At 48.8% G+C, this 19,360-nt stretch carries 15 protein-coding genes and 1 pseudogene; 15 read left to right on the top strand and 1 reads right to left on the bottom strand.

Annotation, left to right across the window (positions count from 1 at the left end):
* The first annotated feature begins 1 nt into the window (after position 1).
* The 12 genes and pseudogenes from NQ502_RS00870 (at position 2) to NQ502_RS00820 (ending at position 12,583) form a co-directional block, all read left to right on the top strand.
* Positions 2 to 610, top strand: coding sequence for a hypothetical protein (locus tag NQ502_RS00870; protein WP_044983177.1), 609 nt, complete (start codon positions 2 to 4; stop codon positions 608 to 610).
* 19 nt (positions 611 to 629) lie between these two features.
* Positions 630 to 1,598, top strand: coding sequence for an RluA family pseudouridine synthase (locus NQ502_RS00865; RefSeq protein WP_028528340.1), 969 nt, complete (start codon positions 630 to 632; stop codon positions 1,596 to 1,598).
* 3 nt (positions 1,599 to 1,601) lie between these two features.
* Positions 1,602 to 2,132 (top strand): signal peptidase I, encoded by a 531-nt coding sequence (gene lepB / locus NQ502_RS00860; protein WP_028528339.1) that lies wholly within the window; start codon positions 1,602 to 1,604, stop codon positions 2,130 to 2,132.
* Between the two features lie 16 nt (positions 2,133 to 2,148).
* Positions 2,149 to 2,682, top strand: a complete 534-nt coding sequence (locus NQ502_RS00855) for a Holliday junction resolvase RecU (RefSeq protein WP_028528338.1) — start codon at positions 2,149 to 2,151, stop codon at positions 2,680 to 2,682.
* 97 nt (positions 2,683 to 2,779) lie between these two features.
* Positions 2,780 to 4,024, top strand: a complete 1,245-nt coding sequence (gene hisZ, locus NQ502_RS00850) for an ATP phosphoribosyltransferase regulatory subunit (RefSeq protein WP_044983193.1) — start codon at positions 2,780 to 2,782, stop codon at positions 4,022 to 4,024.
* A gap of 27 nt (positions 4,025 to 4,051) precedes the next feature.
* Positions 4,052 to 4,687: an ATP phosphoribosyltransferase gene (gene hisG, locus NQ502_RS00845; RefSeq protein ID WP_028528337.1), complete on the top strand. Its 636-nt coding sequence runs from the start codon at positions 4,052 to 4,054 to the stop codon at positions 4,685 to 4,687.
* 15 nt (positions 4,688 to 4,702) lie between these two features.
* Positions 4,703 to 6,001, top strand: coding sequence for a histidinol dehydrogenase (gene hisD, locus NQ502_RS00840; RefSeq protein ID WP_028528336.1), 1,299 nt, complete (start codon positions 4,703 to 4,705; stop codon positions 5,999 to 6,001).
* A gap of 12 nt (positions 6,002 to 6,013) precedes the next feature.
* Entirely contained in the window at positions 6,014 to 6,601 is a 588-nt protein-coding gene (hisB, locus tag NQ502_RS00835; protein ID WP_028528335.1) for an imidazoleglycerol-phosphate dehydratase HisB, read from the top strand.
* Between the two features lie 18 nt (positions 6,602 to 6,619).
* Positions 6,620 to 7,144 (top strand): annotated as a pseudogene (locus NQ502_RS19450) (HisA/HisF-related TIM barrel protein); the annotation flags it as partial.
* Positions 7,145 to 7,327: 183 nt separating this feature from the next.
* On the top strand, positions 7,328 to 7,909 hold the full coding sequence (gene hisIE / locus NQ502_RS19445) for a bifunctional phosphoribosyl-AMP cyclohydrolase/phosphoribosyl-ATP diphosphatase HisIE (protein ID WP_049898107.1): 582 nt from the start codon (positions 7,328 to 7,330) through the stop codon (positions 7,907 to 7,909).
* Positions 7,910 to 8,002: 93 nt separating this feature from the next.
* Positions 8,003 to 8,896, top strand: a complete 894-nt coding sequence (locus NQ502_RS00825; RefSeq protein ID WP_028528333.1) for a DUF2935 domain-containing protein — start codon at positions 8,003 to 8,005, stop codon at positions 8,894 to 8,896.
* A 12-nt stretch (positions 8,897 to 8,908) separates the two neighbouring features.
* On the top strand, positions 8,909 to 12,583 hold the full coding sequence (locus NQ502_RS00820; RefSeq protein ID WP_028528332.1) for a multicopper oxidase domain-containing protein: 3,675 nt from the start codon (positions 8,909 to 8,911) through the stop codon (positions 12,581 to 12,583).
* A gap of 94 nt (positions 12,584 to 12,677) precedes the next feature.
* Here NQ502_RS00820 and NQ502_RS00815 read toward each other — a convergent pair whose 3' ends face one another.
* On the bottom strand, positions 12,678 to 14,042 hold the full coding sequence (locus tag NQ502_RS00815; protein WP_083963249.1) for an FAD-dependent oxidoreductase: 1,365 nt from the start codon (positions 14,040 to 14,042) through the stop codon (positions 12,678 to 12,680).
* 223 nt (positions 14,043 to 14,265) lie between these two features.
* Here NQ502_RS00815 and NQ502_RS00810 point away from each other — a divergent pair, with 223 nt between their 5' ends.
* The 3 genes from NQ502_RS00810 to NQ502_RS00800 are packed head-to-tail and all read left to right on the top strand — an operon-like array spanning position 14,266 to position 19,099.
* A complete protein-coding gene (locus NQ502_RS00810) occupies positions 14,266 to 15,258 on the top strand; it encodes a diguanylate cyclase domain-containing protein (RefSeq protein ID WP_028528330.1) in 993 nt (330 codons plus the stop codon).
* A gap of 5 nt (positions 15,259 to 15,263) precedes the next feature.
* The gene (locus NQ502_RS00805) at positions 15,264 to 15,503 is read left to right on the top strand and encodes a diguanylate cyclase (RefSeq protein ID WP_028528329.1); all 240 of its coding nucleotides are present in this window, start codon (positions 15,264 to 15,266) and stop codon (positions 15,501 to 15,503) included.
* Between the two features lie 2 nt (positions 15,504 to 15,505).
* Positions 15,506 to 19,099: a response regulator gene (locus NQ502_RS00800; protein ID WP_028528328.1), complete on the top strand. Its 3,594-nt coding sequence runs from the start codon at positions 15,506 to 15,508 to the stop codon at positions 19,097 to 19,099.
* Positions 19,100 to 19,360 lie beyond the last annotated feature (261 nt).

Here is a 19,360-nt window from a genome sequence, read left to right as displayed (position 1 = left end):
GATGAAAGTACAGAAAGGGGATGCCGGTTATATATCGGCTCAGAAAAAGAGGAGGCTGTTGATCACGGCGGGGCTTTTTGTTCTGCCGCTGGCTGTATTCGCGCTCGGGCTGCTGTACTTTGGAAAGAGAGAAAATGTACTGACAGTGGTGGCGGTTGTCGGCTGTCTTCCGGGCTGCAGGTCCATGGTGGGCCTGGTCATGATTATGATGAGGAAACCGGGTCCCGGAAAAATGATAAGTGAAATACAGGCGCATGCAGGAGGACTCACCATGGCTTACGAACTGTTTTTCACCACCTATGAAAAAAATGTTTACGTGGATGCCGCCGCTGTGTGCGGCAACACGGTTGTATGCTATACGAAAAATGAGACCAGGGAGAACGCAGATTTCATTCAGGAACACATACAGAAAATGATCCGGCACAACGGATATCCAGTTTCCGTCATAGTAATGAACGGAAACACTGATAGATTTCTGGAACGGCTGGACAGCATGAATAAAAACCGGCACAGCCTGCAGGAGGGGATCACATTTTCCCCGGATCCCAGGTATCCGGGGCTGTCGAGAGATGAAATGGTCAGACACATCATGCTGACCCTGGTTCTGTAAAGATTGGGAGTTTTTACCTATGCAGGTTTTACACATATCATCAAAAGAGGCTGGCCAGAGACTGGACAAGTTTCTGCAGAAGTACATGAATCAGGCGCCGAAGAGTTTTATCTATAAAATGCTCCGGAAAAAGAACATCGTGCTGAATAAAAAGAAGGCGGACGGAAGCGAGAAGATCATCGAGGATGATGAAATCACACTGTTTCTGTCGGATGAGACGATCGGCAAATTTACGAAACATGAAATTGTGGCAGAACAGGTGCCTCTGGCGGTTGTTTATGAGAACACGCATGTGCTGATCATGAACAAACCGGCAGGCATGCTGTCTCAGAAAGCGAGTGCGGATGATATATCTGCAAACGAATATATGATCAGCTACCTGATTCACAGCCGTCAGCTTTCCAGGGAGGACCTGCGGACATTCCGGCCGGGCGTGTGCAACCGTCTGGACCGCAACACGAGCGGCCTTTTGCTGGCAGGCAAGACGGTGACGGGACTGCAGGAAATGTCGCGCCTGTTGAAAGAGCGGACCATACAGAAGTATTATCTCTGCCTTGTACAGGGAGAGGTACGAAATGCAGAACATATCAGCGGGTATTTGCATAAAAATGAAAAATGTAATAAAGTAGAGATATATCAGACGCCGCGCCCGGGTGCATCCCGGATTGAGACGGCTTATGAACCTCTTAGATCCAATGGCAACGTCACTCTGCTGAAGGTGGAGCTCATTACCGGTAAAACGCATCAGATCCGCAGTCATCTCGCAGGATGCGGCCATGGGATCATAGGAGATGCCAAATACGGCGATTCCGTCTGGAATGAAAAGTATAGAAAAAAATATGGACTGCGCCACCAGCTTCTGCATGCGTGGAAACTCTGTTTTCCAAAGATGCAGGAACCTTTTGGGGATTTGAGCGGGCGGGTTGCAGAAGCCGAACTTCCGGATCTTTTTAAAAAGATATTGGATGAAGAACATCTTAAGGAGTAAAGCATGAGCAAATCTATGAAGAATGAACTCTGGGATTACGTGAAAATGATTATTTTTGTTGTCGTTTTCGTGCTGGTCGTCAATAATTTTCTGATCATCAACGCCAAGATCCCGTCGGAATCGATGGAGAATACGATTATGACAGGAGACCAGATCTTTGGAAACCGGCTGGCCTATCTCACCCACGACCCGGAGCGCTACGACATCGTGATCTTTAAATATCCGGACAATGAATCCAAGCTTTTTATCAAACGTATCATCGGGCTTCCGGGCGAGACTGTCACCATCAGGGACGGGAAGGTTTATATCAATGACAGTACCGAGCCGCTTGACGACAGCTTCATTCCGGAACCGATGGAAGGGGACTTCGGACCGTATGAGGTGCCGGAGGATTCGTATTTTATGCTGGGTGACAACCGCAACTGGTCGAAAGATTCCAGGTTCTGGAACAATACATACGTGAAACGGGACGCAATCCTGGGAAAAGCCGTTCTGCGTTACTTCCCGTTTAATAAAATCGGTTTTATCGAGTAGAAAGCGGAGGGCTGACATGGGAACATGGAATTCCAGAGGTCTTCGAGGTTCTACACTGGAAGAGCTGATAAACAGGACCAACGAACAGTATCGGGAAAAGGGGCTGGCGCTGATCCAGAAGATCCCGACTCCGATCACCCCCATTAAAATCGATAAGGAACACCGGCACATCACGCTTGCATATTTTGAGAAGAAGAGTACCGTCGACTATATCGGTGCAGTACAGGGAATCCCGGTCTGCTTTGATGCAAAGGAATGTGCGGCGGATACATTTCCGCTTGCGAATATCCATGAACATCAGGTTGTGTTCATGGAGGAATTCGAGAAACAGGGAGGTATCGCCTTTCTGATCCTGTATTTTACAGGACGAAACGAATTTTATTACATGCGTCTGCGTGAGGTGCTCCGGTTTCGGGAACGGGCAGATGGCGGCGGCAGGAAACGATTTTCCTATGATGAGCTCGACCGGGAATACTTTCTCAACCAGAAAAACGGGCTGCTCGTCTCCTATCTGGATGGGCTGCAGAAAGACCTTCTGTCCAGGGATTGACATTTTATTCAGGATGGACTATAATCGAAAAGATTCACATGGTAATATGCTACCATGGTAGCACTTTAATACGATAAAGCAGAAGGAGTATATGAAAATGGTACAAAGAATGTTCCACACGCCGGAGGGCGTACGTGATGTTTACAATGGAGAATGTGAGAGAAAACAGTTTCTTCAGGAGAAACTGCACCGTATGGTCCATAGTTACGGATATCAGGATATCGAGACGCCGACGTTTGAATTCTTTGATGTATTCAGCAGGGAAGTGGGTACCACTCCTTCTAAAGATCTGTATAAATTTTTTGACCGCGAGGGAAATACGCTTGTCCTGCGTCCTGACTTTACGCCATCTGTAGCGAGGGCTGCTGCAAAGTACTTTCTGGAAGACGGCATGCCGGTGCGCCTCTGTTATCAGGGCAGCACGTTTATCAATAATTCCAGCTATCAGGGGCGGTTAAAGGAATCTACGGAGATGGGCGTGGAACTGATGGGCGATGCGTCGATTGACGCAGATGCAGAGATCCTCACACTGATGGTCGATCTGCTGAAAGAGACCGGTTTGTCGGAGTTTCAGATCAGCGTAGGACAGGTTGATTTCTTTAAGTCTCTCATCGAGGAAGCCGGGATGAGTGACGATACCGTCGCCCGCCTGCGGGAACTGATCTCCAATAAAAACCATTTCGGCGTGGAAGAGCTGATTTCCGAACAGAAGCTGAGCATGGAACTCGAGCGTGCATTTCTGCGTCTTCCGCACATGTTCGGCTCCGTGGAGATTATGGAAGAAGCGAAGAACCTGACGAGCAACAAAAAGGCACGTGCTGCGATTGAGCGCCTGGAAAAGATTTATGATATTTTAACACTATACGGTGTCGAAAAATACATTTCGTTTGATCTGGGGATGCTCAGCAAATATAAGTACTATACCGGTATCATTTTTCAGGGGTATACGTATGGTTCCGGTGAACCTCTCGTCAAGGGCGGCCGTTACAACAGTCTTCTGGAACATTTTCTGCGTCCGGCGCCTGCGATCGGTTTTGCGCTTGTGATGGAACAGGTGATGAATGCGCTGGAGCGTCAGAACATTGAGATTCCGGTATCCAGTCAGAAGACGATGGTCGTCTATCCGGAGCATCTGCGCAGTGCAGCGGTTAAAATGGTCAGGAAAGACAGGAGCCGGGGAATGAAGATGGCATGTATGGTGCAGGATATGGACAGGACGCCGGATGATTACCGCACCTATGCGAAAAAGCATGGATTTGATACCATTGGATACGTAAAGAGCGAAGATACGGTGAGTATGGAAGACCTGAACACGGACCGTGTACAGAAGGTACGTATATAGCAGAAAAAATGAAGGGGATACACGAATATGAGATATTTGACGTTTGCGCTCGGCAAAGGAAGACTTGCCAGGACGACACTGGAGCTGTTTGAAAAAATCGGGATTACGTGTGAGGAAATGAAAGATAAAGATTCCAGGAAACTGATTTTTGTAAATGAAGAACTGAAACTGAAGTTTTTTCTCTCCAAAGGACCAGATGTCCCGACGTACGTGGAATATGGCGCGGCGGATATCGGAATTGTCGGAAGAGATACGATTTTGGAAGAGGGCCGAAAGCTGTATGAGGTAATGGATCTGGGCTTTGGGAAATGCAGAATGTGTGTCTGCGGCCCGGAATCTGCACTGGAACTGCTGCAGCACAATCAGCTGATCAGGGTTGCGACAAAGTATCCGAATATCGCAAAGGATTACTTTTATAATAAAAAGCACCAGACAGTTGAGATCATCAAGCTGAACGGCTCCATCGAGCTGGCGCCGATCGTCGGACTGTCTGAGGTCATCGTCGATATCGTCGAGACGGGATCTACGCTTCGGGAAAACGGTCTGAATGTTCTGGAGGAGGTATGTCCCCTGTCCGCCCGGATGGTGGTCAATCAGGTCAGCATGAAAATGGAAAATGAACGGATCACAAAGATTATCCGGGATCTGAGAGAGGTTCTTTGATTAAGGAGAATAGATATGAGGATTGTAAAACTAACAGAAGAAACGACGCAGGATATCCTGGTCAATATGCTGAAACGTTCTCCGTCGCAGTACGGCGCATATGAGGATACGGTTAAGGATATCCTGGAGGATGTGAAAACCAGAGGGGACGAAGCAGTATTTGCATATACGGAGAAATTTGACCATGCAAAACTGACACCGGACAATGTACGCGTCTCGGAGGCAGAGATCGAGGATGCTTATCATGAAGTGGATGCGGACCTGATCACCGTGATCAGGAAAGCACTGCTTAATATCAGAGCGTATCATGAAAAGCAGAAACGTACCAGCTGGTTTGACACGCAGGAGAACGGTACACTGCTGGGACAGAAAGTCACGCCTCTGGCTGTGGCGGGTGTCTATGTGCCGGGCGGAAAAGCGGCATATCCGTCCTCGGTGCTGATGAATATCGTTCCGGCGAAAGTAGCAGGTGTCAGGAAGATTATTATGACGACACCGTGCGGGGCAGACGGCAGGGTCAATCCGGTCGTTCTGGCGGCAGCAAGAGAAGCGGGAGTCGATGAGATCTATAAGATAGGAGGCGCTCAGGCGATCGCCGCTATGGCGTATGGGACGCAGAGCATTCCGAAAGTCGATAAGATCGTAGGACCCGGCAACATCTATGTCGCGCTGGCAAAAAAAGCTGTCTATGGACATGTCAGCATTGACTCCATCGCAGGACCGAGCGAGATCCTTGTGCTTGCAGATCAGAAGGCAAATCCCAGATACGTAGCGGCGGATCTGCTGTCCCAGGCGGAACATGACGAGCTGGCGTCGGCGATCCTGATCACAACCAGTGAAGAACTGGCTCAGAAGGTGAATGAAGAGGTGGAAACATTTGCAGACGGACTATCCAGAAAGGAAATCATACGAAAATCTCTGGACAATTTCGGCTACCTGCTGGTCGCTGAGAATACACAGCAGGCGATCGATGCGGCGAATCAGATCGCATCGGAGCACCTGGAGATTATGATGGAACATCCGTTTGAAGTGATGACGAAGATTCAGAATGCGGGTGCCATTTTTATCGGAGATTACAGCAGTGAGCCGCTTGGAGATTATTTTGCAGGACCGAACCATATCCTGCCGACGAACGGGACGGCAAAATTCTTTTCGCCTTTGTCTGTCGACGATTTTGTCAAGAAGTCCAGCATCATCTACTATGGAAAGGAAGCATTGGAACCGGTTCACCGGGATATTATCACGTTTGCCGAGTCAGAGCAGCTGACCGCACACGCAAATTCTATCCGTGTACGTTTTGAAGAAGAATCTTAAGGAGGAACGCGTATGACAAGAAAAGCCGTTGTGAAGAGAAACACGAAAGAAACTCAGATTTCCATGGATCTGTCGATTGACGGGAGCGGTAAGGCGAGGATAGAGACCGGCATTGGTTTTTTTGACCATATGCTGGACGGATTTGCGCGGCATGGACTTTTTGATTTGAAACTTGAGACGGCGGGTGATCTTGAGGTGGACTGCCATCACACGGTTGAGGATACAGGTATTGTACTGGGAAATGCTATCCGGGAGGCTGTCGGGGATAAAAAGGGGATCCGGCGCTATGGAAGCATGATCCTGCCGATGGACGAAGCACTTGTCCTCTGTGCGGTTGATCTGTGCGGCCGTCCGTATTTTTCTTTTGATTATGATTTTAAATGTGACAGTGTCGGAGATATGGATACGGAGATGGTACGGGAATTTTTCTATGCCGTGTCCTATGCGGGAGAGATGAATCTGCATCTGAAGGTGCTGGACGGACAGAACACGCATCACATCATCGAAGCGCTCTTCAAGGCATTTGCAAAGGCTCTTGACGAGGCTGCGATGTTTGACGGGCGGATCACGGACGTGATGTCAACAAAAGGTACTTTATAGAGACGGGAGAAGAATGCGATGGGAATGAAGACGATCGTGCCGTGTATCTATCTGTTTTCGGGACAGGCAGTTGCCGGCTTTAAGGAAAGAAATGTATTTGAATGTAAAGATGTAAAAGAACTGGCGGGGTTCTACAGTGACAATGGCGCAGATGAAATTCTGGTGTTTGACCTGTCCTCTGATGACGCATCACATGAAGAGGCCATCGGCAATATCAAGAATATCTGTGCGACGGCGGAAGTCCCGGTGATGGCGGCCGGAAATATTAAACGCATGGAAGATGTGAAAAAACTGATCTATGCGGGATGTGCCAAAGCGGTACTGAATTTCAGCAAATCATCCAATGTGGAGCTTTTGGAAGAGGTATCTAAAAAATTCGGAAAAGAGAAGATTGCTGTCTGCATTGCAAAAAAGGAAGAGTTTACGGACCATCAGACCATGATCGAAGAGTATGCAAGTCAGGTGATCTGTCTGAAAGAAATTCTGCAGGAAGAAGTGCGAAGCGTATCCGGCATTTCTATTCTTCTGCTCTGCGACCGCATGGAAGAGGAGCAGGTCATTTCCGCACTTCAAAGTGAAGCGGTGGACGGAGTGACGGGGGCATGGGTGAGCGCCCTGGATGCACAGCTGATGCAGCTGAAACGCACCTGTAAAGAGAATGGGATTTCAGTCAATACATTTGAGAGCAAAATTCCGTGGTCACAGTTTAAGACCAACAGTGACGGAATGGTGCCGGTCATTGTACAGGACTACAAAACAGAAGAGGTACTGATGCTCGCCTATATGAACGAAGAGGCGTTTGATACCACACTGGCAACAGGGAAAATGACATACTGGAGCCGCAGCAGAGACGAGCTCTGGACAAAAGGGCTGACCAGCGGACACGTACAGTATGTCAAGTCGCTGACAATCGACTGTGACAGTGATACGATCCTGGCCAGGGTTTCACAGGTGGGTGCCGCATGCCATACCGGGAACCGCACCTGTTTCTTCCGGGAACTCGTGAAGAAGGAATACGACGATACGAATCCGCTTCGTGTGTTCCAGAACGTCTATGATGTGATTATGGATCGGAAGATTCATCCGAAAGAAGGATCCTATACGAATTACCTCTTTGACAAGGGCATCGATAAGATACTGAAAAAAGTCGGCGAGGAGTGTACGGAGATCGTCATCGCCGCCAAAAACCCGGACAAAGAGGAGATCAAATACGAAATCTCAGATTTCCTGTACCACGTGATGGTGCTGATGGCTGAGAAAGGTGTTGCATGGGAAGACATAACCGCAGAGCTGGCACACCGGTCCTGATATAACGTACAAAAATTCCGCCTGTTCAGATGAACGGGCGGAATTTTACTGTCATATAATAAAAAGAATATCTGTGACAGTAAAGGAATAATTATGACAGATTATATCACATCATCGCTAGAACTGCATTTGTTTTTCTCGAGAATCATGAAAGAGCACGCCCTGTTTTTAGAGACAGGGTTTCAAATAAAAGACAGGGCAATGCGGAATAAGGCACAGTGGTTCCGCCTGCAGTTTGAAAAATTACTGCGTGAGGCAGTCAAAATCAGTGATGGCTTTATTCGAAAAGAAGTATTGTGTTCAGAGGAACTGGTTACCGGCTTCACATCTTCTGCCGAACAGAAGACCAGCCAGCTGACCGGTGTTGCTATTGACAGCCGTATCACTGCTCTTGAACGGCAGCTGCATGCATATACAGGTTTTCAATGTTCGTGCGGATCAGAACACAGGATCAGGGTGATCAATCAAAAAGGGCTGCATCTGCTGGACGGTTTGATTGCATTCAAAGAGTCAATATTAAAACAGGCAGATCAATGCAGTCTGTATACCGCCAACTATCCGCTGCTGATACAGCATATTATCAGAGAGGCAAAATTATACCGCAGATTTCTATGTGAACTGGAAAGAACAGGAACCATCTGTCAGCAAAGTATGCGGGAAGTTGAAATGTTCTGGAATCAGATTATGATGGAGCATGCACTCTTCATCAGGGGGCTGCTCGATCCTTCAGAAGCCGGACTTATCGAAACAGCGGATGAATTTGCACAAGAATACGCCGCGTTGCTGGAAGAGGCCGGCAGAAAAAATTGCAGTACGCTGAAAGGACTTACCGAAAAAACAGTGGAAGAGACGATACGGTACCGTGAATTTAAAGAAGCCGGAACGAATGGCATTATCAGATGTGAGATTTCATCCATTATACTGCCGCTGCTTGCCGACCATGTTCTGCGGGAGGCGAACCACTATCTGAGAATTTTGCAGGAATAGGAGGGGGATACCATGGAATTGCGAAACTATCCCAAAAAGGCATGCACCCGTACATTCTGTGTGGAGGCGATTGAAATTCCGATTGTCTATAATAAGTACGGAGATCACGACCCTGCCGGACTCCTGTATGTCCTCAAAAAGGACGCCCAAGAGATCAGGAAACAGGCTCTTGAGAAGTACAGCCAGGATCCGCCTCAGCCCTGTGAGCTGGTGCAGCCGCTGGTTATACGTGCCAATGTTGGAGATGAGATCATGATTCATTTTCAGCACTCCCTGAAGCGCAGGCTGTCTATGCATGTTCAGGGACTCATATATGATGTGAAAACTTCAGATGGAGCTGAGGTTGGGAGAAATCCTGACAGTACCACCGGAAACCGGATCACGTACAGATGGTATGCACAGCGCGAAGGTGTTTATCTGTTTTCCGACATGGGGGATACCAGAAGCGGTGAGGAAGGCACTAATATACACGGCTTGTTTGGGGCGATTATTATAGAAGCCCCGGAATCTGTGTGGTATGACCCCGAGACAGGTGAGGAGCTGGAAAGTGGTCTGTTTGCCGATATCTATCATCCGGTAAACGCTGCTTTTCGGGAATATGCAGTTTTTTTTCACGATGAGCTGGAAATAAAGGATAAAAACGGACAGCAGCCGGTTGATCCCCATACGGGTCTGCCGTCTGCAACGACCGGTATCAGCTACCGTTCAGAGCCTATGAGAAACCGGCTCCCGCTGACCGAAGAACATGCTGATTCGGGAGAAGATATTTCCATGAGTTCCTGGTCATATGGAGATCCGGCGCCCCCGATTCTGAGAGCATATGTGGGGGATCCATCTAAAATCCGACTGATCCATGGCGGTGTGAAAGAGACACATGTTTTTCATCTTCATAATCATCAGTGGAGACTGGAAAGTGAAAATCCCAGCTCGACGATCATTGATTCAGTCTCGATCAGTCCGCAGGAGTGCTATACGCTGGATATTCTGCACGGTGCCGGCAGCCTTAACGGAATGATTGGAGATGCTATTTTTCACTGCCACCTCTATCCCCATTTTCATGAGGGAATGTGGACCTTATGGAGAATTTATGACCGGCTGGAAGACGGAAACGGCAGGCTGCCGGACGGAACGGCCGTCCCCGCTTTGCTTCCGCTGAGAGACCGGGTTTCTCCGCAGGTAAAGGATGCACAGCATCCGGGATATCCGCGGTTTATTAACGGAGAATTTGGAGAGCGTCCGCTGCAGCCGCCGCTTGGAATTCTGACAAGCGAAGGAGAAAATAAGATCGTTCCCACTCCCCTGGAGATGGATAATTTTGTTGATAAGTTTGCGGAGGGAGCTCTTTACACGGAAACATGCCTCTGCCATGCCGGCGGATGTCCGTATGAAGAAACTAAAAACGTGAAAGTATTTGAGATTGCTGCAATCCAGGCGAAGATCACATACAATGAATATGGATGGCATGATCCGCAGGGGAGGTTCTTTGTGCTGAAAGAGGAACTGGAAAAGCACGGGGGTCTGGATGCTTATATTAAAAAAGTAGAATGCCGAAAGATTCAGCCGGAACCTCTTGTTATCCGTGCAAATCACGGTGACTGCATTGAAGTACGGTTTACTAATCTGCTGCCGGAATATATAGAGTCCAGTGCCTTCCAGAGAATGACGCTGACAGACATAGTCGGCTATCATATCCATCTTGTGAAATTTGATACGATCGTTTCAGACGGTGCAGCAAATGGATGGAACAATATTGCGGGTGCGAGGCAGTATGAGACATTGATCGAGCGTTTTTTTGCCAATGCTGAGCTGAACGCAGTGTTTTTTCATGACCACCTGTTTGCCAATACACATCAGCAGCACGGGATGTTTGGTTCGCTTATTATCGAGGAGGCCGGCGCAACATTTCATGACATACGAACGGGAGAACCATTGAGGTCAGGAACGAAGGCCGTGATTAAAAGAAGGGATGGGACCTCATTCCGGGAATTTGCACTGTTTGTCCATGACTTTGCGTTGCTTTTTGACAAGAATGGAGATCCGTTAAATCCACCGGAAGTACCGGGTTCTCACGATGATCCCGGTGTCATGGGGGTAAATTACCGGTCTGAGCCTATGCGTGAGAGACTGCGGCCGGGGGATGATCCTGCATATATTTTCAGTTCCCATGTCTATGGAGACCCGGCAACGCCTCTGCTGGAGACGTATCCCGGTGACGAGATCATCATCCGGCTTTTGGACGGCGCACATGAGGAACAGCATTCTCTGAATATCACCGGGATGTCCTGGCACAGGGAGATCCGGGATGAGCATTCGCCGCTGGCAGCCTCCTGTTCTATCGGGATATCGGAAGCCTTTAATCTAAGAATCCAAAAAGAGTACGGATGCGGAGATTACCTGTATTATTTTGGGGGAATTGACGATGCATGGCTGGGCTTATGGGGAATCATCAGGGCCTACGACCGGGAACAAAGTTGCCTGAAACCGCTGTGTAAGGGCAAGGCACAGATTCTTCCGCTGCCTCCGTGCCCCGGGAAACATGCGGTGATCCGCAGATATGAAATAGCCGCAATAACGACAAACCTGGTATACAACCGGTATGGGGATCATGATCCTGATGGGATGATCTTTGTACCTGCGGACCAGGCCGAAGCAGTCCTGTGCGGAAAGTGCCGGCCGAAGCCTTTGATCCTGAGAGCAAACGCAGGTGACTGGCTTGAGGTCACACTCCATAACATGCTGGGCCCTGAGATTCCGTATTTTGATTATCCCCGTGTACCGCTGGACAGGAAGCATCAGCCGTCCATGAGAGTCTCACTGAATCCTCAGTTTCTGCGGTATGATGCAGTCTGTGATTCAGGAATTAATGTCGGATACAATAACAGAGAACAGACAGTGGGACCGGGTGAGAGCAGAAAATATCTGTGGCATGCAGACGGTGAATACGGCGCCTGTATCCTGCAGTCCTTCGGGGATATGCGGAATCACAGGTATCACGGCCTGTTCGGTTCAGTGATCATAGAGCCGCCTGGATCAAAATGGTACCGCGGTTTTTCAATGAGGGACGGAACTTATGAGGAACAGGCGGTTATCATTCCTCCGGGAGAAGAAACCTTTCGGGAATGTGTTGTATTTATACAGAATGGAATCCGCCTGCTTGACAGGGAGGGAAATCTGATCAGGACAGCAAGGGAGGATCAGGAGACAGTGGATGCGGAGGATACGGGTGAGAAGGGATACAACTACCGATCCGAGCGCTTTGCAAACCGTTTGCACGAGGACCCTGATATCTCGAGAGTCTTCAGCAGTAAGGTGCATGGGGATCCGGCTACTCCTTTGTATCAGGCATATGAGGGAGACCGTGTGATCTTCCGCGCCATGATGCCGGCTGATAAGCCGAGAAATACCGGGTTCGCGGTTCATGGACATCAATGGAAGGAGCAGCCCCGGGATCCATTTTCACGGGTGATCCCGATACAGGGAGCAGTCAGTATTGGAAATAAATTTGATATAGAGCTGGAAGAAGGCGCTTCCTGTCCCGGAGACTATCTGTATCGTTCCGGAAGCCTTAAGTGGGATGTGGAGTCCGGTATGTGGGGAATCTTCAGAGTGCTGAAGCAGGGGCTGAGGTGCAAGTGTAAGAATATCTGCCGCCAGGTTACGTGCTCTATACGGGATATGATTTTGTGAACCTCTGCTGCAGCAAATAAAATATAAGCGTAAAATTCCCGATTTCCCGGGTGGGGAAGCCCATATAGAAGGAAATCGGGATTTTTACATTCTGTCAGATATCGAACAGATCATTCAGCGCCTCACTCATCGTGGGATGCGTATAAATGTTGTCGCGCAGAACTGTATACGGGATGTCTGAATCGATTGCCAGTTTGATGATGTTGATCATCTCATAGCTCTCCTCGCAGAAAAGGTGGGCGCCGAGAATCCGCCCGGTCGTTCTGTCGATCACAGCTTTCAGCAGTCCGTCCGCTTTCTCTAGAACCTGGGCTTTCGGGATTGCAGAGGCCGGCAATTTTGCTATCTGTATGTCATACCCTTTTTCCCTTGCCTCGGTCTCTGTCATGCCCACGCGGGAGAACGGCGGGTCCAGAAACACGCTGTAGGGGACCGCGCCGCGGTTCGAAACCGTGCGTGAACCATCGCCGAGAATCTGGGACTTTACGATACGGTAATCATCCAGGGAGATATAAGTGAACTGGAGTCCGCCCGCCACATCACCCATTGCCCAGATGTTTGGCGCCGTGGTGTGCAGATGATCGTCTGTTTTGACAGCGCCGCGAGCAGTCAGTTCAATACCGGCGGCTTTCAGATTCAGGCCTTCCACGTTGGGGCGCCGGCCTGTTGCCACCAGAATCGCGTCGGCATGCAGCGACTGTCTCTGGGAACCAGTGGAAATCGTTATCATGGCACCGCAGTCTGTGTCCTGGACCAGCTCTGTTTTGGCAGAACGCATGATCATAACACCTCTGTTTTCCAGACTCTCCATAACTGCCTGTGCAATTTCTGCATCCTCCCGGGGGAGAAAGACGTCACCGTCCTGAATGACTGTGACCTGTGAGCCAAAGTTGGCAAACATGGACGCGAATTCCATGCCGATGTAGCCGCCGCCGATGATGGCCAGCCGGCGGGGGAGTGTCTTTAAGTCCAGAAGGTCTTCGCTCAGATATACATAGTCACTGTCCGAAAGACCGGGGATTGTAGGAACGAAAGGACGGGCACCGGTGTTGATGAAAATCTGTTCCGCCTCCAGCTCCTCAGTCTGATTTTCCTTCGATACAGCGATGGAGTGCGGACCAGTGAACGAACCGTGTCCATCGATTACGGTAATATCAGGATTGTCGGCCAGTTTGTGATAATTTTTGTCCCTCAGCATGGAGGTCAGCCGGTCTTTTGTCTCGACTGCCTGTGTGTAGCGGTCTGATTTCTCATCAAACGAACCGCCCTGTACTGCGGACCGTGCGGCGCTGTGCACCAGCGATTTGGTGGGAATGCAGGCTGCATTGATGCAGGTTCCTCCGTACATTTGCGCTGACTGTTCAATCACTGCGACAGATCTTCCGGCTGCGGCCAATGCGCCTGCCAGTGTCTTTCCCCCTTTTCCGAAACCGATTATGATTGCATCAAACTTCCTCATAGATAATCTCCTTTCACTCAGTAACCGTTAGATAACATATGTAATAAAATTTATTACAGTTCCATACTGTTATAATAGCAGTTACAGTTTGAAAAGTCAACAGTAATATTTGAGGAATTTCTCCGATGGGCTGGTATAGCACAAGTTCGTTGAGTTTTATCAGCTCATGTGCTATGATTTAAAGAAATGTAATAGAAAAATAAACATGAAAAGGAAAATCAGCATGTCTGAGATTCAATCGGAATTTTGCAAAAAGGCTGTCGAAAAGGTCAGGGATCTGTGGCACCTGTATATTATCAATCATGAGCCGGACCAGATGGAGAGAGGATTATACGGACTTCCCGGTAATCTGCTGATGATCGGTACCGGACGCCATGAGTTTTATAAAAACAGAGAAGAGTTTCTGAGGGGGATAACGGCGGATCAGCTGGAGGCACGAAATATTCAGTTCGAGCTGCAGGATGAATGGTATGAAGCGCAGGAGATTACCGGGGATGTCTGTGTCGTGTACGGAAGCATTTGGGTACGGGAAAAATCCGCTCCGGGTAAAGCGGTTCTTGTGGATATGGAAGGCAGCCGGTTTACTGTGGTATGCCGGGATACCGCAGACGGCGTACAGATTTGCAGCCTCCATCATTCCATGCCCTATCTGGAACAGGGAGAGGATGAATATTATCCTCAGACACTGGTATCTCTGGCAAATGAGGCGATCCAGAGAAGTAAAGCTCTGGAACAGAGAGTGGAACTCGATCATATGACCGGGCTTTACAGCAGGGTTTATCTGGAACACCATGTAAGACAGAAGCTTATAAAAGAGGCCGGGTATTTCTTTTCCGTAGATCTGGATGATTTTAAAAGTGTCAACGATTCAATGGGACATCTGGCAGGAGATAAGGTGATCCGGGAATTTTCACAGCTTCTTAAAAAAATATTCGGTACCTCAGCGATTATCGGGAGAATGGGCGGCGACGAGTTTGCTGTGTGGGACAGTACACTGAGAGAAAAGAGTATGGCAGGCATGCGGTTTTTAGCGCTCACGGAGGGATGCCGTGTATTGTCAGGAAGGCTGGACATTCCAGTCAGCTGTTCGGCAGGTATTGCTTTCAGCGGTGGGAATGGAGAAGACTTTACCGATCTTTATCTGAGAACCGATAAGGCGATGTACATTGCCAAGGAAAGGGGTAAGGGCCGTTATTGCTGGGCATGGAGCGAATAACTGTTATGTGCGACTGGATTGTTAGTTCTGAATGCAGCATAACCCTCAACGTGGACACGGATACAGGCATCTGCAGAATTACGGCGAGTATCGGAGTGGTCGTGACACCTGATGCCGGAAGTGATTTTGAGATGCTGTACAGGAATGCAGACATGGCTCTTTATCAGGGAGAAACAGCTTTGTTATTTACAGTACGGAGGAGAATGCGGATGCTTCAGAGCCGAACTAAAGAGGGAGAAGTTTAAGAATGAATAATAAGATTTCAGCTAAGGAGACGCTGCAGTTATTCTGTCATAAATGGTTTGAACAGCGCGATGCGAAGGGCGCGGCCCGTTACATAGCAGATGACGTTGACTTCGTGGGAACCGGAGGAAATGAGGCTGCGCAGGGCAGGAGGGAAATGGAGGCATATCTATGTCAGGATATCGAGGAGATGACAGAGCCCTTTGCCTGCGACTGGTCCGTCATTCATGAGCAGCCGCTCACGGAGGATTTCCATAACCTGTCCATGAATATGACATTAAAAAACACGAAATACACCTGGTATTTGCGGGGCTTTTTTACTCTGGTACGTCAGGAGGAGAGCGGATGGCTGATCAAGAGTTTTCATTTTGCGGAACCGGCAAACAGCCAGCGGGATTCAGAACATTATCCTCACACGCTGGTTGTGGAGGATATCGCCATGCAGCGTCAGGAAATGCTGAACGATTCCGTGTCTGGAGGCATGATGGGAGGCTACGTGGAGGAGGGATACCCCTTCTATTTCGTCAACTGGCAGATGCTGAAATACCTGGGCTACGAAAGCGAGGAGGAATTCGTAACCGATATCGAAGGACTGATCACGAACTGCATGCATTTGGATGACCGTGAGATGGTGGACCGTGAAGTGAAGGAACAGCTGGAAGAAAAAGGCGAGTATGTGGTTGAATACCGGATGAAAAAGAAAGACGGTTCCTATATCTGGGTACGCGACCTGGGCAGGAAGATGACGGCGGAGGACGGCAGACCTGCCATTACGTCTGTCTGCATAGACATTACCCATCTGAAGGAGGCGCAGGAAGAGATCCTGTACCTGTACAATAGCATACCAGGTGCTGTTTTCCGCTGCAGGTACGATGAAAAGTTCTCGGTGATCGATGCAAACGAAGGTCTGTTTGAATTCCTGGGATATACCAGAGGAGAGTTTGCAGCGCTGGGAAATTCCATGGCATGTGTGACGCATCCGGAAGATATGACGTTTATCAGAGAAAGAATCTCAAGCCAGCTGCAGATAGGAAACACGTTTCATTTCGAGAGACGGCTGATATGCAAGAGCGGTACCGTGAAGTGGATTTCCCTGAAAGGGCAGCTTCTCACAGAAAAGGCAAATGAACCGTTTCTGTACTGTGTGTTTGTGGACATTACAGAAGAAAAGCAGCTGAGAGAGCGTGTCAAAGAGCTGTATGACAAGGAGCTGTCCTATTTTGCAGAACTGTCTGCCACAGAAGGATATCTTCAGGGGCGCCTGAACGTTACCAGAAACCAGGTGGAGAGCTTTATCTCCAGCACGGAGGTGGAAATCGCTGATTCCGGCAACTCGTATGATGAGATCGTGGAGAGTCTGGCCGCTTCGGCCGTCGATGCGGCGTATGGAGAGAGCATCAGGCTTACGCTCAGCCGTAAGAAAGTGCTGGCGGACTATGCGGCGGGCAGGACAGATTATCATTTTGAATTTCTAAGAAGGAATAAAAATGGAGGAACCTTCTGGGGAAGCACCGGTTTCCGGTCCTGTCTGCAGCCCGAAACCAGGGATATTATCGTGTTTTTTTATACAAAAAACGTGACGGAGAGCAAGATACAGGAACAGCTTCTGAACAAGATCACCGCACTGGATTATGACAGCATTATTGAAGTTGATATGCTTCGCGGCAGTTACCGTACGATTAAGTTCGAGGCGGGGGAGGATCACAGGGCACGCGTGCAGGGGTTGTACTCCGTATTCATGCGGGAGGCGGCGGATTACTGTGTGGATGAAGCCGCGAGAATGGAGTATCTGGAAAAGCTTGATATTGGATATATGAGGGAACACCTGGTGAGACAGGAGTCCTATAGCTTTATGGTGGAAATGTGTGAGAAGCATGAGGCTGTCCGGGTTAAGAAGTATCAGGTGTTTTATATCAGCAAGGACCTCGGGCGTGTATGCGTGGTATGTACGGATGTGACGGATGTGGTTCATCAGGAACAGCGTCAAAAAGAGGAGCTGGCTTCCGCTTTGGTAGCGGCTGAACAGGCGAATGTTGCCAAGACAGATTTCCTGTCAAGAATGAGTCACGAAATTCGTACCCCGATGAACGCGATCATAGGTATGAGCGCCATCGCAGCACAGGCGATCGGTGATGATGAGCGGGTAGCGGAATGCATATCCAAGATCGGTATTTCTTCCAGGTTCCTCCTCTCTCTCATCAACGATATCCTGGATATGAGCCGGATAGAGAGCGGGAAAATGCTGCTGAAAAATGAGAAGATCCCGCTGGAGGAATTTATAAACGGGCTGAATTCCATTTGTTATACGCAGGCGTCCGCCAAAGGCGTCGAATACGAGTGTATTGTGGATCCGGTGCTGGACGACTGTTACATGGGCGATGCCATGAAGCTTCAGCAGGTTCTGATCAACATTCTGAGCAATGCCATCAAATTTACAAGTGAGTCGGGGAAGGTTACCTTCTCCACACATCTGCACAGGAAGAGCAAAAATGGTGCCATACTGCGCTTTATCATCAATGATACCGGAATCGGGATGGATGAAGAATATCTTCCGCATATTTTTGAGCCGTTTTCACAGGAGTCTACAGGGACGACGGCTTTGTTCGGGGGAACCGGACTTGGACTTTCCATATCAAAAAGCATTGTAGATATGATGGATGGAAAGATCACGGTGCGGTCTATCAAAGGTATCGGTACGGAATTTACGGTGGATGTAAAGCTGGGGATTTCGGAGGAAGAAAAACTGCGTCATCACCAGAGGAAGCATGAATTCCATTTCTCATATCTGAAGACATTAGTAGTGGATGACGATGTAGCGGTCTGTGAGAGCGCCGTCGTGACGCTCAAGGAGATGGGAGTGACGGCGGAATGGGTGGACAGCGGAAGAAAGGCTGTCAACCGTGTGAAAGAACTCTGGGGCAAGGGCAGGCATTACGATATGATTCTGATCGACTGGAAGATGCCGGACATGGACGGCATTGAAACGGCCAGATGCATCCGGGCCATTGTCGGTCCGGAGGTTACGATCATCATCGTGACTGCTTATGAGTGGAGCGGCATCGAACACGAGGCAAAGCTTGCCGGTGTCAATCTTCTGATGAGCAAACCGATGTTCAAATCTTCCCTGATCTCCGCTTTTACCAGGGCGCTGGGGGAAAAAGAAGAGAAGGAGCAAAGAGAGGAAGAAAAGGCGGATTATGATTTTACCGGAAAACGGGTACTGTTGGCGGAAGATAATGCACTTAATACAGAGGTAGCCGTGATGATACTGGAGACGAAAGGCTTTCAGGTGGATAAGGCTGAGAATGGGCTGCGCGCCATGGAACTGTTCAGCAAGTCCAGTCCGGGTTATTATGACGCCATACTCATGGATATCCGAATGCCGCTTATGGATGGACTGGCTGCTTCGGTAAATATCCGTCATCTCAGCAATGAAGATGCATCGGACATCCCGATCATAGCGATGACCGCCAACGCTTTCGACGATGATATGGAAAAAAGTAAAGCGGCCGGAATGAACGCCCATCTGGCGAAACCGATCGATCCGGACAGGCTGTACCAGACACTGTATCATTTCATTTTTGAAAAAGACGAATAAGAATGAATGCAAAGCCGGCAGGTTACTGACCGGCTTTTTATAATTCACTATAACGCAGGATCACTGCCCGGCATAAGCGTTTTATTTTGATACGAAGTGTCAATGATATTGACAATTTGTGAAGGAACGAATCGTATCAAAGCCTTGTAATTCCCTGCTGAATCATGTATTCTATAAAGAAAAGTATACAACTTAAAAAACAGCAATATGAATGACAATTAAGCGTCATTCATATTGCCATTCCGTATGAAATCACGCTGC

The sequence above is a fragment of the Ruminococcus gauvreauii genome, assembly GCF_025151995.1.
In the GTDB taxonomy this organism is placed as follows: Bacteria; Bacillota; Clostridia; order Lachnospirales; family Lachnospiraceae; genus Ruminococcus_G; species Ruminococcus_G gauvreauii.
Note: the sequence above shows the minus strand (reverse complement) of the source record. Positions and strands in the feature narration are given on the sequence as shown.

What these genes read in the sequence shown, in the direction of transcription:
- NQ502_RS00810 (WP_028528330.1), top strand. Translation starts at nt 14,266, where the DNA reads ATGTCTGAGATTCAATCGGAATTTTGCAAAAAGGCTGTCGAAAAGGTC.
- NQ502_RS00805 (WP_028528329.1), top strand. Translation starts at nt 15,264, where the DNA reads ATGTGCGACTGGATTGTTAGTTCTGAATGCAGCATAACCCTCAACGTG.
- NQ502_RS00855 (WP_028528338.1), top strand. Translation starts at nt 2,149, where the DNA reads ATGGGAACATGGAATTCCAGAGGTCTTCGAGGTTCTACACTGGAAGAG.
- NQ502_RS00815 (WP_083963249.1), bottom strand. Translation starts at nt 14,042, where the DNA reads ATGAGGAAGTTTGATGCAATCATAATCGGTTTCGGAAAAGGGGGAAAG.
- lepB (WP_028528339.1), top strand. Translation starts at nt 1,602, where the DNA reads ATGAGCAAATCTATGAAGAATGAACTCTGGGATTACGTGAAAATGATT.
- NQ502_RS00870 (WP_044983177.1), top strand. Translation starts at nt 2, where the DNA reads ATGAAAGTACAGAAAGGGGATGCCGGTTATATATCGGCTCAGAAAAAG.
- hisIE (WP_049898107.1), top strand. Translation starts at nt 7,328, where the DNA reads ATGGTGCCGGTCATTGTACAGGACTACAAAACAGAAGAGGTACTGATG.
- NQ502_RS00825 (WP_028528333.1), top strand. Translation starts at nt 8,003, where the DNA reads ATGACAGATTATATCACATCATCGCTAGAACTGCATTTGTTTTTCTCG.
- hisD (WP_028528336.1), top strand. Translation starts at nt 4,703, where the DNA reads ATGAGGATTGTAAAACTAACAGAAGAAACGACGCAGGATATCCTGGTC.
- hisZ (WP_044983193.1), top strand. Translation starts at nt 2,780, where the DNA reads ATGGTACAAAGAATGTTCCACACGCCGGAGGGCGTACGTGATGTTTAC.
- hisG (WP_028528337.1), top strand. Translation starts at nt 4,052, where the DNA reads ATGAGATATTTGACGTTTGCGCTCGGCAAAGGAAGACTTGCCAGGACG.
- NQ502_RS00800 (WP_028528328.1), top strand. Translation starts at nt 15,506, where the DNA reads ATGAATAATAAGATTTCAGCTAAGGAGACGCTGCAGTTATTCTGTCAT.
- hisB (WP_028528335.1), top strand. Translation starts at nt 6,014, where the DNA reads ATGACAAGAAAAGCCGTTGTGAAGAGAAACACGAAAGAAACTCAGATT.
- NQ502_RS00820 (WP_028528332.1), top strand. Translation starts at nt 8,909, where the DNA reads ATGGAATTGCGAAACTATCCCAAAAAGGCATGCACCCGTACATTCTGT.
- NQ502_RS00865 (WP_028528340.1), top strand. Translation starts at nt 630, where the DNA reads ATGCAGGTTTTACACATATCATCAAAAGAGGCTGGCCAGAGACTGGAC.